Annotated in this window: 11 protein-coding genes and 3 pseudogenes; 7 read left to right on the top strand and 7 right to left on the bottom strand. The window is 67.9% G+C overall.

What is annotated here, in order from left to right; all coding sequences use genetic code 11:
• The first annotated feature begins 51 nt into the window (after positions 1-51).
• The 4 genes from OG736_RS44790 (at position 52) to OG736_RS44775 (ending at position 5740) form a co-directional block, all read left to right on the top strand.
• The gene (locus tag OG736_RS44790) at positions 52-1491 is read left to right on the top strand and encodes a hypothetical protein (protein WP_327187937.1); all 1440 of its coding nucleotides are present in this window, start codon (positions 52-54) and stop codon (positions 1489-1491) included.
• Positions 1492-1914: 423 nt separating this feature from the next.
• A complete protein-coding gene (locus OG736_RS44785; RefSeq protein WP_327187936.1) occupies positions 1915-2922 on the top strand; it encodes a hypothetical protein in 1008 nt (335 codons plus the stop codon).
• A gap of 396 nt (positions 2923-3318) precedes the next feature.
• Positions 3319-3855 (top strand): hypothetical protein, encoded by a 537-nt coding sequence (locus OG736_RS44780; RefSeq protein ID WP_327187935.1) that lies wholly within the window; start codon positions 3319-3321, stop codon positions 3853-3855.
• 640 nt (positions 3856-4495) lie between these two features.
• Positions 4496-5740: a hypothetical protein gene (locus OG736_RS44775; protein ID WP_327187934.1), complete on the top strand. Its 1245-nt coding sequence runs from the start codon at positions 4496-4498 to the stop codon at positions 5738-5740.
• 849 nt (positions 5741-6589) lie between these two features.
• Here the strand turns inward: OG736_RS44775 and OG736_RS44770 are convergent.
• A pseudogene (locus tag OG736_RS44770) lies at positions 6590-6913 on the bottom strand (IS110 family transposase); the annotation flags it as partial.
• A 92-nt stretch (positions 6914-7005) separates the two neighbouring features.
• Complete coding sequence (locus OG736_RS44765; protein WP_142270150.1) at positions 7006-8310, bottom strand: hypothetical protein; 1305 nt, start codon at positions 8308-8310, stop codon at positions 7006-7008.
• 248 nt (positions 8311-8558) lie between these two features.
• On the opposite strand from OG736_RS44765, the gene OG736_RS44760 reads away from it, so the two are divergent.
• Positions 8559-8765: a hypothetical protein gene (locus OG736_RS44760; protein ID WP_327187933.1), complete on the top strand. Its 207-nt coding sequence runs from the start codon at positions 8559-8561 to the stop codon at positions 8763-8765.
• 293 nt (positions 8766-9058) lie between these two features.
• Here OG736_RS44760 and OG736_RS44755 read toward each other — a convergent pair whose 3' ends face one another.
• Positions 9059-9784, bottom strand: coding sequence for a class I SAM-dependent methyltransferase (locus tag OG736_RS44755; protein ID WP_327187932.1), 726 nt, complete (start codon positions 9782-9784; stop codon positions 9059-9061).
• 206 nt (positions 9785-9990) lie between these two features.
• On the opposite strand from OG736_RS44755, the pseudogene OG736_RS44750 reads away from it, so the two are divergent.
• Both OG736_RS44750 and OG736_RS44745 read left to right on the top strand, forming a co-directional pair.
• A pseudogene (locus OG736_RS44750) lies at positions 9991-10834 on the top strand (IS5 family transposase).
• A 59-nt stretch (positions 10835-10893) separates the two neighbouring features.
• A pseudogene (locus OG736_RS44745) lies at positions 10894-11723 on the top strand (IS5 family transposase).
• A gap of 58 nt (positions 11724-11781) precedes the next feature.
• On the opposite strand, the gene OG736_RS44740 reads toward OG736_RS44745, so the two are convergent.
• The 4 genes from OG736_RS44740 to OG736_RS44725 all read right to left on the bottom strand — a co-directional run bounded on the left by OG736_RS44740 (position 11782) and on the right by OG736_RS44725 (position 13993).
• Positions 11782-12054 (bottom strand): DUF6087 family protein, encoded by a 273-nt coding sequence (locus OG736_RS44740; protein WP_327187931.1) that lies wholly within the window; start codon positions 12052-12054, stop codon positions 11782-11784.
• 18 nt (positions 12055-12072) lie between these two features.
• The gene (locus OG736_RS44735; RefSeq protein ID WP_327187930.1) at positions 12073-12639 is read right to left on the bottom strand and encodes a peptide deformylase; all 567 of its coding nucleotides are present in this window, start codon (positions 12637-12639) and stop codon (positions 12073-12075) included.
• Positions 12640-12749: 110 nt separating this feature from the next.
• Complete coding sequence (locus tag OG736_RS44730) at positions 12750-13520, bottom strand: phosphotransferase family protein (protein WP_327187929.1); 771 nt, start codon at positions 13518-13520, stop codon at positions 12750-12752.
• A 2-nt stretch (positions 13521-13522) separates the two neighbouring features.
• Positions 13523-13993 carry an NUDIX domain-containing protein gene (locus OG736_RS44725; protein ID WP_327187928.1) on the bottom strand — a complete coding sequence of 157 codons (471 nt, stop codon included), beginning with the start codon at positions 13991-13993 and terminating at the stop codon, positions 13523-13525.
• Positions 13994-14015: the final 22 nt, after the last annotated feature.

Genomic DNA, 14015 nt, shown 5'->3' with positions numbered 1-14015 from the left:
GCCGGTGTGCCGCCGTGTCCACTGCGCGCGGCATGCGTCAGGGACACGGCGGTGAGCCGTTTCGGGGCGGGGATCCGCCGGGGCGTCATGGCGGCCGATCAGTTCACCCAGATCGCCAACGCGCTGTTCCGTGATTCCGGGCTGTCGTTCAAAGCCAAGGGGATCTTCGGGTACGTCTCTACGCACAGGAACGGCTGGCAGGTGACGGTCACCGACCTCGTGCGCCTGGGCCCGGACGGACGCGAAGCGGTACGCACCGGCCTACAGGAGCTCGAGGCACACGGCTACCTGATCCGTGAACGCCTGCGCCGCCCAGACGGCACCCTGGGCGAGGTCGTCTACTGCATCACGGACCGGTCAGCCGCCTTGGACATCGCACTGATCGAAGCCGACTTGGTGGTCACGGCTCCCGAGGCCGAGCACGCCGGCGGCCCCCCGGCGGGGATCCGGCGGGGCGTTATGGCGGCCGATCAGTTCACCCAGATCGCCAACGGGCTCTTCCGCGACACCCGGTTGTCCTTCAAGGCCAAGGGCCTGTTCGGACTGCTCTCCACGCACCGGGACGGCTGGCGGATGACGGTTGCCGACATCGCCCGCCGTGGACGCGACGGAGACTCAGCCGTCAAGAGCGGGCTGAAGGAGCTGGAGAAGCACGGCTTCCTGGTCCGAGAACGCGAGCGCGGCCCAGACGGCACCCTCGGCGCGGCCGCGTACTTCATCACCGACCTGCCCGCTCTGCAAAGCAGCAGGTCACAACCAGAGTCGGGTTTTCCACCAGTGGATGACCCTACGTTGGCTGATCGGTCCACTAAGAACACCAACAGAAAGAAGACCACTCAGCAGAAGACCAGCCCCCTCCGTCCGTGCCGCGGCGACGCGTCGCGAGCACCCGGACGGACGGACCGGCCGGACCCGCTGCCGTCGCCGCCGGCCGCGCCCGCGGCGGATGAGATGCACCCGGGCATCCTGCTGCTGCTCGACCTCGGGGCGGCTCGCCCCGAGCTGCTGCTGACCGGGCAGGCGCTGACCGACCAAGGCCGCGTCGTGACCGTGATGCTCGAATCCGGCTGGAGCCGCGAGCAGCTGCGGCACGTCATCGCTGCCCGGCCCCTGCCCCATCCGGTGCGAACCTCGGTCGGCGCGATCATCGCCGCCCGCCTGCGCGCCGCCCAGGCCTACCCGCCGCCCACCCGCGCGGCCGACCACCACGACCAGCCCGTGTGGGACGACCCGCCGCCGCAGCCGACGACCGGCTCCGCGGCCGCGCGCACAGTGAGCGAGGCCCTGACCTACCGGGCCCTGACCGAATGCGCCGGCTGCGGCGTTCCCGGAACCGCCCCCGGCGAGGACCTCTGCCCGGCCTGCCTCGGCTGGCCGCTCTGCCGCACCTGCCCCGGCCCCACACCCAGGCGCGCCCACCCCGACGGCGACGGCCGCTGCACCACGTGCGCCTCCGCCCTCACCGCCCAACCAGAAGGAATTAGCCCGTGACAGCCACGCTCCACACGCCACCCCCGGCAGCGGCCGCGCACCACGAGCGCCCCTTCACCCGCTACCCGGGACGGTGGGAAAGAGAACGCTCCCGTGCCCTGCGGGCCGGCCACGTCCGCGACCACACATGCTCGGCCGCCTGCGAGCTGGTGCTCGTCCACGAGCGCACCCCCTGGGGCTGGCTCGCCTGGACCGTCCCCGGCGACGGCAGTCCGCCCGAGCTCCCCCATCGGATCGCGGTCCTCACTCCAGCCGCCACCCGTACGCAGCGCCTAGCCCTGCGCTGGCTGACCAGGCGCCCGGCCCAGCGCATCACCCTGAACAGCGTCCCCGGGCCCCTGCGGTTCTCCGCCGCGGTCGCCGCGCTCGTCAGCCTGGTCGCCATGAGCCACGCAGTCCCCGTCGACGTCGCCCTGCCCGGCGATGCTCCTCGCCCCGCTGCTCGCCGAACACCTGCCCGACCGACTGGACATCTGGGCCGGCGAACACGTCCACATCGTCGAAGGCGACGATGCCTGCCGCTACCTGCAGCGCCTCGCCGCCCTGCACACCTCGCTCGTCCAGGCCGCCGCCGGCAGCGACCGCTACGAACTGCGCCGTTCGGCCGAACTCGGCCACAACCTGCTCTGGGATGCCGCCGGCCTCCTCCAGGCCCAGGACACCCGCTCCGCCCCGGACCGCCGCATCGCCTACGAGCGGCTGATGCTCCAACTCGCCCACCAAGTGGCCCAGATGCGCCCGGCATCCAAGCACGGAACGGCCAACACCGACCTGACCCGTGAGCCCGGGCCGCAGTTGGGCCCGTACCCACCGGGCGCTCGGTCGACGCCACCCCCAGCACCTCACCGCGTTCCCGGCGCACCACCCTTGGAAGGAACCCTCCTCATGCCCCAGCCCGAACCCAGCCCCGCCCGCAAGCAGAACGTGTACCTGCTCTTCGCGCACGCGCCGTACTACCCCGGCCCCGGAACTCAGGAGATCAACACCACCGTCGTCGCCGCCGGCTCTCTGCTCCACCCGCAGGTGTGCCAGCCCGACGGTGTCCGGATCCACGACCTCCTTACCCGAGGACGGCAGCCGGACGAGATCGTTCCCCTGTCGACCCTCACCCACGAACTGGGCGGCGGCGTCGACTGGCCGGCCGTCGGCGACTGGGAGCGCGTAACCACCGACCTGGTACAGCTCGTCCACTCCGGCGACTGCGATGCCCTCAGCCTCGGCCTGCCCGAGATCGCGCGCGCCCTCGTCTGCACCAGTCCGGTCAGCCACGTGCGCGCCTTCGACGCCGCAACTGACGAGTTCATCGACTACGGCCCCGAAGAACGGGCCGCCGCGCTGGCCGAAGTGGGCACGCTCCTCGCCAGCCTCGTGGCTGACCAGGACCTGTGGCCCGGCGACGGTCTGCTCGCTCCGCTTGCTCGACGTCCGTGAGCCTGCCCCGGGCCCAGGCAGATACCGGTTCCCTTCAACTGCCCAATCAGGGCAGAGAACTTCAGACGCTGACCGGATTCCAAACGCGGGCGGTGCGGGTCGGTCCTCTGCGCCTGCTCCTTCGACCTCTACAGCACGCCCGGTGATGGTCACGGCGCGATCTTCCACGCTCAGTGCCCAGGCTGCCCAGCCCAACAAAAGGCCTTCGTCTGAACCGAGCGAGCTGATGCCGCCGACTCGCGCGCCGCCTCCCCGCCCGCCGGACCACCTTGATCGTGTGGGTTGACTCCGTGCAGAGAAGCGAGATCTCGCTGACTTGGAAACGACGCTGGACGAGGATTAGGCAACGCCGCTCTTCGACAGCGCCATCACGCAAACCCGCACGAGGTGAATCGCATGGAGCAGATCACGACGGCACTGATATCAGGTTTCGTAGCCCTGCTCGTTGGAGGTGGAAGCGCCCTCCTGTCCCTGACACAGATCCGCAGGGAGCACCGAAGGTGGCTGACCGATCTCAAGGTCGCATGGTCACTCGAACTCCATAAATCACGAATGGCGACCTACCCCGAGGCGCACAGAGGCCTCGCGCCGCTGTCACACGCCAGCCCGGACGCGGTCACCCCCCAAGTCGCCGGCGAGGTGGCCCAGCAGCTCAACAACTGGCTCTACTCCGCCGGCGGTCTATGCGCCGACGCCACCACACGAGGTGCTCTGCTCGGCCTTCGTGAATGCTGTCGCAATTGGGCAGCGACAGGGGGGCCTGAGCCCGAGGACCTTTATGCCTGGCGCAACCTCCTGGGCACCTTCCTCCGCCGCGATCTTGATGTGCTCGGGCTCGAGTCCTATGACTTCGACCTGGACCCGACTCTGCTGAGCAAGCTGCAAAGAGAACTCGAGTCCGCACGCCGGCGAAGGAACCGCAACGGAGACTGAAGAGGCCAGCACCGCAGGCCAACCCGCCCGGCCTGACTACCCCACACTTCATCCGTCGCTGCTTGTGCGGTTGGAGGTCCCTGCACAGGGAGCGGGTAGATGCTGCGGAGGTTGGCGGGTAGCTCTCCATGCGGCCCGTCCGATACGCACGTGTCCTCCGAGCTGAGCAGATCCTCGAAGGAGTGGTACGCGGCGACCCGCTTCACGATGACGTCGGGTTCTGGCCCGGTGTCCCGGTCGCGGAAGACGACCGTGTCACCGACTGTGACGGCGCATTTATGAGGGGTAGCCACCCTCGCTTCGATCGTCTTGCGGCCTGCTTCCACTTGGCGGTAGTACCGCCCGAGCAGGTGCATGTGGTGCTCGTGTGGTCCACCTCCGGTCGCCGGACTCGGGACGGCTGGGATCGCCTGCTGGGTGTCGTCGGGCACGTGCCTGCGTTCGATGTGGTCCGTCCGTTGCGGCGTTGGGATCGCAGGCGCGCCAGGGTGCGGTCGCTGCGCTCCTGTCTTTCCGGATCCGCGTGGGTGGCGCCACGGACGGCAACAGTCGGACGGGAAGGGTCGCAGCGCCCGGTCTCTGTCGGTGGTCGCCCGTAGAGTCATTGCGGGGCGAGCGTGGCCTGCAACCTGACTGAGGGATGGACAAGTTGGTATCAGGACGTGCGACTGACCCGGAAGATGCGCGGCAGCTCATGCTTCGGAACGGGTGCGACTCGAAGGTGCCGTTTACCTCGAACAAGACGCCCTGGGAGAGTACGTGCATGAGGTGCCAGGGGGACATTGACCCGACGTACGACAGCATTTCCACGAAGGCCAAGCGACACGGGGATGCACCCCGGGGGTGTCGCCCGTGTGCTGACAAGGAGCGTGCAAAGAAGTTCAGTCTCGATGAGGACGAGCTGGCGAAGAGCGTTGTAGCCGCCAACATCGAGCCGCTGGAGCCGTACGAGAAGAACTCCAAGGGATGGGCATGTCGTTGCCTCAACGTCGGTTGCCCACGCGAGGGCAATCCGATCAAGGTACTCATGAAGGTGGTTCGGGCCGGCGGCATGGCCTGCCGTTTCTGCTCCAAGAAGGAGATCCACCCCGATGATGCCTTCAAGATGATGGTGGACTCGGGGCTGGTCGAGCCCAAGGTGCCCTACCCTGGCGTCGACATACCGTGGCTCGGCGAATGCCGCCGGTGTCACAAGGATGTGACCCCTCGTCTGAACGATGTCCGAAACGGTCAAGGAGCGTGCATACACTGCGCGCCCAACACTCCGCTGACCCCGGAGCAGGCATGGGACCGCGCCCTCTCCTACCGTTTTCTTCCCGATGATCTGCACACATTCAAGAGCACGAATACCCCTTGGCCGGGGACGTGCATCGAGTGCGGGGCCGAGGTAGAGGCCCGCCTGGGCAACCTCTACCGGGGCCAGGGCGCCTGCAACTCCCAAAAGTGCAAGCTCACCGGCTTCAAGGACGACGCGCCGGGCCTAATCTACCTCCTTCATCGCTCGGATCCGGAGATAGTAAAGATCGGCATCTGTGAGGACGCCCCGCACAACAAGCGCCTTGAGAGCCACATCAACAATGGCTGGGAGGTCGCACAAACTCTTACTTTCCAGGTGGGACTCCACGCACGGCTGCTGGAGTCGACCATCAAGAGGTTGTGGTTCAAGGACCGGGCCTGGGCGGACGGCCGGGCCCGCGGAGAGGCGTGGTTTGACGGCTACACCGAGACGGTGCTGCTCGATGACCCAGAACGGACTGAACCGTGGACTTCGCTCACGACGCTGTCCCTGTGGACCGATGTCCAGGTCCAGGCGGAGCGGCTGGGCTTCGCGATGGATGAGCGGCGCGCTCTGGCCGAGGCCGAGGGAGGCGAGCAGCTGACCTGAGCGGGGCGAACGACGTGTCGTTCGGCTTGGACGTACGCGTGAGGACCCCTATGAGGGCGGACCGCGGAGTGTACTTGGCCCGTTCGCGGGGTGATGTCAGCGCGGCCTTGTCGCCGTGCAGGATGCAGGTCCCGGTGTCGTCCGGGCGAGCGGTGGCCCAGGAGCCGCAGCCGGGCGCGCCGATGACCAGGTGGTCGGCGGCCCAGTTCCGCACGAAGCCGGGATGCAAGTGGTCCAGCCACATCCCCCGAGCCTTGTCCGGCGGCGGCCCCGTGCGGGTGGTGTGGGCGCTGCCGCCGTCCGCGGCTTCGATCCGTTCCCCGAAGCGGGTGTTGAGGAACGTCTGACTCCAGCCGTGGCCGGCACGGTGCCCGAGTGTCATCGCCTCCAGGCGGGCCGACGCCGGACAGGGTCCATGACAAGTAGGAGGGCGAGGGCGAAATTCGCCCGAGCCTGTGGTGCCGACCCGGACGTCCTGCGAAGTCTCCGGGAGTCTGAAAAGCTCAGCGAGAAAGACCGCGGCCCGGCAGTGGATCTCGACGAACCTCCCATGCCAGCTACCGAACACTCCGCGCCGCCATCCGCACCCTGCACCTGCGCGCCGGGCGCCCCGCGCCCAACGACGTCGCACTCGCCAGCCGCTGGTTACTGAGTACCGGCGCTGTCGCCTCCATCCTGGAAACCACGGTCTTACGGTACGGATCAGCATGGACAGGATCTGTGAGAGACGGTTGAAGGCCGCGCCCCTTGGCTTCGTCCACGTACAGCTCAGACGGGCTCGAGGCTCCGAGAGGCGTATCTGTTGTTCGGCCGGATCGTAGAGCAGCCGTCCTGGTGGCACGGCGTGAGGATGACCGTCAGCGAGCCGGCCAGGCTCGGGACGATCAACGCGGCCGCCTTGGTCCCCGGGACCGTGACGGTCTGTTCGTCCAGCGCGGTGAATATCTCCTTGACCAGCCGCTCCGCCATCCTCGGCGCCTTCGGCCGCAGCAGCGTGACCAGCCGCCGACGGCCCGCCTTGCGTATCTGGGCCGGTGACCCGAACCGTTCCAGCAGCGTGAGAACGGACGGGTGCTGCAACCGCGGCCGCAACACCCGTTCCAGCGACGGATGGATCTGCGTCAGCAGCCCGTGCAGCCGGTTCGCGACCTGGGTGGCCTCGCCGGCGAGGTCAAAGGACGCAGTTTCCCACCCCTCAAGGCCAGCCAGGCGATGCGGTCCGTCCCCTATGGTTTGGGCGACCAGGGCGGTAGTTCAGATGTTCGTCATGTTTGCTCATGCGCCTGTGCTGCGGCGTCCTGTTTTTCCCGCTGCCGACGTTCACGGCGGTCGAGATATTTCAAGATCGGCAGGATAAAGGGCGTCAGAAGTGCAGACGCGATGTCTGAAGCGCGTTCCTTGGCCTCTTCTCGCCGCCAGGTCTTCAGCTCCTCGCGAAGGGCGGGGGAGCCCTTGATGAGGGCCTTTCGGGCGGCCCGTGACTGCCGTTTGACGAGCTGCCGATTCAGCGTGGCCACGAGCTTGGTGTTGTGACGTTCGCGAGCGGCCTTGTGGAAGCGTCGCACGGTCTCGGGAGGGGCGTGGTCTGCGAGCGCGGCAATCAGATTTCCGGTCCAGTCGCTGCTGTGGATCTTGCCGGAGGAGATCATGCCTACAGAACGGTAGAGCTCCAGAGGGTCCGCGAAGCGCGCAATCGCCGTCATCATGCGCTGCTGGTCAAACATCCGCTGGGAGCTGTGGAACTGGTTCCAGATTGCTCGTGCTGTGGTGAGCGGTTCGGTCTGGCTCAGGTGCTCGATCGCTGCTTCTGCCGTCTGGTCCTCGTCCTGGTCCCGCCACTGAGCCACCTGTTCGACGAAGCGTTCTGCGATTACGTTCATCGCAGCGGCGCGCGGAGGCGCCTGCTCCCACCGGGCGAGCTCCGCTGCCGTTTCGGCTGCTGCCCGCGTCATCATGGCCGCCTCGCTGCGTTGCAGGCGCAGGAGCGCTTCGGCCTGTGCGACCTGGTCCTGGAGCTCGTCGATGCGCCGCTGCGCGGCATCGCGCTGCGCCTGGAGGGCGGCGATCTGCTCTTCGGTCCGGGAGGACAGATCCTTGAGTTCTTCCTCGGCCTCTTGCCGCAGCCGACGTTCGGCCTCCAGTTCGCTGTTGAGAGAGGTCAGCTGTTGGGCCGTGCGTTGCCGTTCCTGCTCGATCGCTTCGGCTGCCTCAGCAAGTTTGTGTTCCCGCGCTTTCAGCGCGGCTCCGCTCGCGCGGGCTGCTTCATACATCAGTGTGCGCGTCAACGACACTTCCTGCGGGTCGACCTCGGTGCCCTCTTCTTCGGCCAGGACCCGATGAAACCGTGCCGCCAGCGCATGACGGGGGACCTCGCGCCCGTTTAGGAACTTCGACAGGCGCGTCTTGTCCACGCGCATGCCCTCGTCACTCAGCCGTTCCGCCACCTCGTACGAGGGCAGGTCCATTCGTTCGTGCAGCTCGCGCAGGCGCTGTGCGCATCGCTGCACCTCGATGGAGAGGTTCTCGTCGAGCTCAGCGAGTCCGCGCCGCTGCGGGAGCCTCTCACCCACGACCTTCACCTCCTCGTGTTGCAGCCCAGGCAACTTGCGCTGGCCTGCGGCAATGTGCAGGTGCGGCCTGCCGCAACCATGCGTGACACCGGTGTGATCGGACCCTATCCAACCGGCTTAACCCATGGAGCGGAAATGCCCTCTCAGCCCTTTCGTCCCTCCCACCGGGGGGTCCACGAAAAGCAGTTGTGCACGTCGCTGCGACCTGTGCACGTGAACGGCACCCACGAACAGCCGGGGCGTGCCAAGTGAGCATCCATGACCTCGTACTCCTCATGCTCGCCCTGGCTACAGGCCTGCTGTTCGCCCTACTTATGGGGGGTGTCGCGTTCGGCGTCGCGCGCTGGGGAGGCGCCCCTGTCTCAGAGTCGATCAACCGCGGGAGTTTCGTGGCCTTCAGCGTCATGACGCTGTTCGTCGCCCTCCTGGGAGTCCTTCTGCCCCTACTCACATGACCGGTTCCCTCACAGGCGCGGAGCCTTGGCTGGGCTTCCCTGGGGACTGGTGGGCGGGCTGCGCAGTCCTCTTGTGCAGCCTGCCACTCAGCCGGGTGTGATGACCGTCGAGCGTTCCCGGGTGCAGATCCCTTGCGAAGGAGGGGTTCCGGAAGGTGGGCGTCGGCAGCCCTCCCTGACTCTCCTGTCTACGCGGCGACACTGGTGCAGTACCTGCTACAAATGGAACAGTCGATTACCCATGCATCGGCCTCGCAGCCGTCTGCTGGAGCTTGACGGTGTCAGCGAACCACTCACCTTGTCCTGAAGTGCGGGTTCGCAGCGAATCGGTATCTTGAGAGACGTCCGGCGTACCAGGCCCGCACCAGCAGTGTGCCCAGTGCCGTTGGCTCGGGATCGGGCAAGATCCGTGCGTCGATGTCGATGAAGCCGTGGCGCTTCAGGATGTCAGCCCACTGTTGCGCGGTGTACTGCCACCGGTACACCGTCAGCTCTGCCTCGCGTCCCTCCAGCCACTTCCCGCTCATCTTCTGCGCGCCGTGCTGGCCGGTGATCGGCTCGCGGTGGGAGAACGCGAAGACACCGCCGGGCTGTAGCCGCTTGGCGACCAAAGGAAAGAGATCCTCTGGGTCGGTGAACCACGCAGCGCCCCACGTCGAGTAGATGGCGCCCCACTGGCGCAGGTCGTCACGGAGGAATGTGCAGGCCTCGGCGTGGACGAATTCCAGCCCGGGGAGGTCGGCCCAGAAGCTCCGAGCTCTGTTCACCTGGACGGGAGAGAAGTCCACGGCGGTGACGTGGACGCCGTTGCGGGCGAGGAAGGCGGCGTTCTCTCCCTCCGCCGGCCCCAGGTCCAGGGCGGTTGTCGGCGAGCCGAGGAACTCCGAACCGGGCCCATGCCCCGCAATGCCCGTCCACTCGAAGCGTGCCGCCGCCGGGCGCGGCTGGAGGTCCCCGCCGTGATGCGGCCTGTACGTGTCCCAGTACTCGACTGGAGTCTTGGGGGCGGCACTGGACATCGGTCCTCCACGGGGAGAGCGAGTTCGAGGGGCGCCAAGCTACCTGTCTGGCCGGGCGGGGAGGTTCGGCCTGAGGACTGGGACCGGACCGAATTCGGGAATCTCCATCTTCAGGCTTGCGCTGCTTGGTGCGCCCGGATCGGCCTTGGCTGGTTGCAGACGAGTCTAGGCCGTTTCCTTCAGATCATCGGATCGTTGGTTGATGTGTGTCGTTGACTGACGCCCAGTGGGCACGCATCGAGCCGCTGCTGCCGGACCGAACGCCGAAGCGGGGAGGCCGGTGGCGTGATCACCGGCAGGTGATCGACGCGATCGCCTTCAAGTACCGCACCGGGACGCCGTGGATGGACCTGCCCGAGCACTTCGGCTCGTGGAAGGGCGCCCACAACCGGCTTCGGATGTGGGCGGCCGACGGCACCTGGGAGAAGGTCTTTACCGCCCTGCTCGCCCAGGCCGACGCCGAGGCGACCTCGACTGGGTCGTCGCCGTCGACTCCACCGTCGTCCGCGCCCACCAGCACGCCGCCGGGGCCCGTCAAAAGGGGCCCCGGCCGGCGAGCCGACCGACCATGCCCTCGGACGATCCCGCGGCGGACTGACCACCAAGATCCATCTCGCCGCCGACAGCCGCTGCAGGCCGCTGGCGTTCGTTCTCACGCCTGGACAGGCCGGTGACGCACCCGCATTCGAGCAAGTCATGGCCCGGTTACGGGTGCCCCGGCGGATCGGCCGCCCCAGGATCACTCCGGATGCGGTCCTGGCCGACAAGGCGTATTCGTCCCGGGCGATCCGCCGTCATCTGCGACGGCGCGGGATCCGGGCGGTGATTCCGCAGCCCGCCGACCAGGCCGCCAACCGCAAGCGGCTCGGCCGACGCGGCGGCCGCCCGCCGGCCTTCGACCGCCAGGCCTACAAACTGCGGAACACCGTCGAGCGGTGCATCAACAAGCTCAAGCAGTGGCGCGGCCTGGCCACTCGTTACGACAAGACAGCCACCATCTACCTCGCCGGACTCCATCTCGCCGCCATCTTCATCTGGTCAGCGACATGATCCGAAGGAAAGGCTCTAGGGCGTGTCCGCAAAGTCGCTTGCTCGTTGGTCGGTTCGTGGTGCGTCGTCATGAGCTGAGCGATGAGTCGTGGGCGGTGATCGAACCGTTGCTGGCCCCTCCCCGGATGGGCCGGCCGGTGCGGGACCGCCGCCAAGTGGTGAACGGGATCTGGTGGAAGCTGTCCACCGGCGCGGCCTGGCGGGATCTGCCCGAGCGCTATGGGCCGTGGAAGACCGTCTACGAACGCTTTCGCCGCTGGTCGGCGGACGGCACCTGGGACCGCCTGCTCGCCCACGTCCAACAGCACTCCGACGCCGTGGGAGCCGTCGACTGGTCGATCGTATGCATCGACTCCACGACCGTGCGGGCCCACCAGCATGCCGCCGGGGCCCGAAAAGGGGGCCCTGGCCGGGCGAGGCGATCGGCCGGTCCCGCGGCGGACTGACCACGAAGATCCACCTCGCCTGCGACGGCCGGGGGCGACCCCTGGCCTTCACCCTCACCGCTGGCAACGTCAACGACTGCACTCAGTTCGAGCAGGTCATGGCCCGCATCCGCATCGAGCGGTGCGGGCCGGGCCGTCCTCGCACCCGGCCGGAACTGGTGGCCGCCGACAAGGGCTACTCGTCCACGAAGATCCGCACCTATCTCCGCCGACGAGGCATCAAGGCCGCCATCCCCGAGCGGATCGACCAGATCAACGGCCGTATCCGGCGAGGCGAGAGCCGGTGCCGGCTCAACCGCGCGGCCTACCGCCGGCGCAACGTCGTCGAACGCTGCTTCAACAGGCTCAAGCACAACAAAGCCCTGGCCACCCGCTACGACAAACGCGCCCGCCACTACCAGGCCCTGGTCACCCTCGCCTGCCTACGACTCTGGCTCCCCTGACTTTGCGGACACGACCTAGGGGCGAGTAGGCAGTCCGGAGCCCGGCTTTCGCTGTCGTTTACACAGGTCCGCCAACTGCCCAGGCTTGCGCGGACGCGAGGTTCGGCGCACTGCCTTCGGGCACGTATGCGAAGCCGTCCCAGGACTCCAGGATCCGCGGTTCCTCGGGCCGCACGTGAGTGGCCCCGCCGCCGACGGGTCGGTGCCGACGGTAGATGTCCATCGGCGCGCGCCTGCGCCGTTGGTAGGCAGCGAGCGGGTCGTTGGGGTCGATGCTAGGTATCGCCTGGGACGGCTGATCCGGCGGTCCGGGACGTGCGTGCCTGGCCATGGTCGTGCCCAGCCTCCTCTATTCGAATGACCAGGCCCGGCCGGTGCCTTCGGCCGTCTTGCGGTACTCCTCGACGGGGATCGGGGTCACGCCGGGCCGCATCCGATTCAGCAGCAGAAGACGGTCGAGGTGATCGATCTCGTGCACGATGAGCAGGGCCTCGCCCCGTTCATAGACCGTAGTCGCGGTGCTGCCGGCCGGCGTCACCGTCTCGACGGTGATCCGCAGGGGCCTGGGAACCGGGGCCCGTACGTCGAAGAACGACAGGCATCCTTCGAACTTCTCGTCCATCTCGGTGGAAGTGGCAGTGATACGTGGGTTGAGTAGCACGATCGGGTCGGCGCCGGGCGGCTGGGCGACGGCTGCGGCCCGGCCGATGCCGATCTGCGGGGCGGCCAGACCCAGGCCCTTACCGGAGGAGTCGTGCGTGCGACGGATACGTCCCACGGTGTCGAGGAGTTGGCCGATGACGGTGTCGGCGCCCTCCTGCTCGTCAGGGAGTCCAAAGGGGCGGGCGGTCTCGGCCAGGATGGGAGCGCCGTACTGGACGACGCCGAAGTCGCGCATCTGTTGGCTGGACCGCACCCGGATCAACTCCCCCTTCGCGGACGGTTACCAGGATTCTGCCCCACGGTGCGTTACGAGACAGCTCGCTTTGGTCGCGATGGCCGGTGATGGGCCCGCGGCTGTTCACATCATGTGATGGTGCTGGTGGTGAGGGCCAGGGCGTGTGCGCGGACTTCCGGGTCGGTGGTCAGAGCCGCATCGGCGAGGAGGTGGAGACGCCAGTACAGGTCCAGGCGACGCTGGTCGGCTGGAGTGAGCCCATGGGTGAGAACGGACAGAGGCGAGAGTATCCGTAGACGTACGGCGAGTCGGGCGAGGTCGGACAACGGATCGCCGAAAGCGGCGAGTTCCCAGTCCAGCAGTAGCCGTGGGCCCTGCGGGACGCGGACGAGGTGCCCGGGCTGAAGGTCGTGGTGGAGCAGCCGGGGCTCGATGTCGAGATTCACTCGGTCGAGGTCTTGGCGGAGGGCTGCCGCGACCGTGACGAGAGCGGGTGCCGTGGCTGTGTAGAGGTTCAGACGGTCGTGGAGGTAGTCGCGCCAGGTGCGGTGGCGGGCGGCTCCGGCGAGGCGCCCGAAGTGTGTTCCGGGGATGGCATGGACTGCGGCGAGGGGGCCGACGAGTTCATCCAGGAACTGGTCGGCGGGGACGGGCTCGGCCTGGACGACGCTCTGGGCGGTCCAGGCCGGCTGCCTTTCGACGTCAGCGTGCAGCAGGCGGGGGCTCGGGGCCCGGTGGTGGGTGAGGAGGGCGAGGGCGGTGGCCTCGTTGGCGGCACGGGCAGGGTCGCTGTAGTGCTTGAGGATGTACGGCTCGCGTCCGCCGATCTGCCAGACGCGGTTGGCCTGGCCGGTAGTGATTTCGGTGGCGTCGTCGGGGACGCGGCCGTCGATTCTCACCGTCAGGCGATGTCGCCGAGGTAGCGGGTGGGAGGGTCGCCGTGGGCGAGGTCGGCGATCGGACCCCGCAGGCCCTGGGGCAGCAGGTTGAGGCCAGGCACCTTCTCCAGCTCCACCCATTCCAGCCCGGTCTGTACGTCGTCTTCGGCGTGCCCGCCGAGCCGGCCCGGGACGCCTTGGGGTCGGCACAGGAAGATCGCTTCAACCCGGTGGTCGTTCGGGGCGCCGCCGTGATGGGCACCGATGTACTCGCGCAGCCACAGCAGGCGCTCGGGCGTGACATCCAGGCCGGTCTCCTCGTGGACCTCGCGGCGGACCGTGGCCGCGAGGTCCTCGCCGGGGTGCTGGCCGCCACCAGGAAGGAAGTAGCAGTCCTGTCCCTCCCAGCGGGCGCGCTGGAGCAGGACACGGCCGTCATGGAGGACGACGGCCTTGGCCGCGTTGCGGATGGTCGTGGTCACGGTTTCAGCCACGGGGGCTCCCACTCTTGCTCGG

This window comes from Streptomyces sp. NBC_01334 (assembly GCF_035983595.1).
In the GTDB taxonomy this organism is placed as follows: Bacteria; Actinomycetota; Actinomycetes; order Streptomycetales; family Streptomycetaceae; genus Streptomyces; species Streptomyces coriariae.
This window is presented reverse-complemented; position numbering and strand designations above follow the sequence as displayed.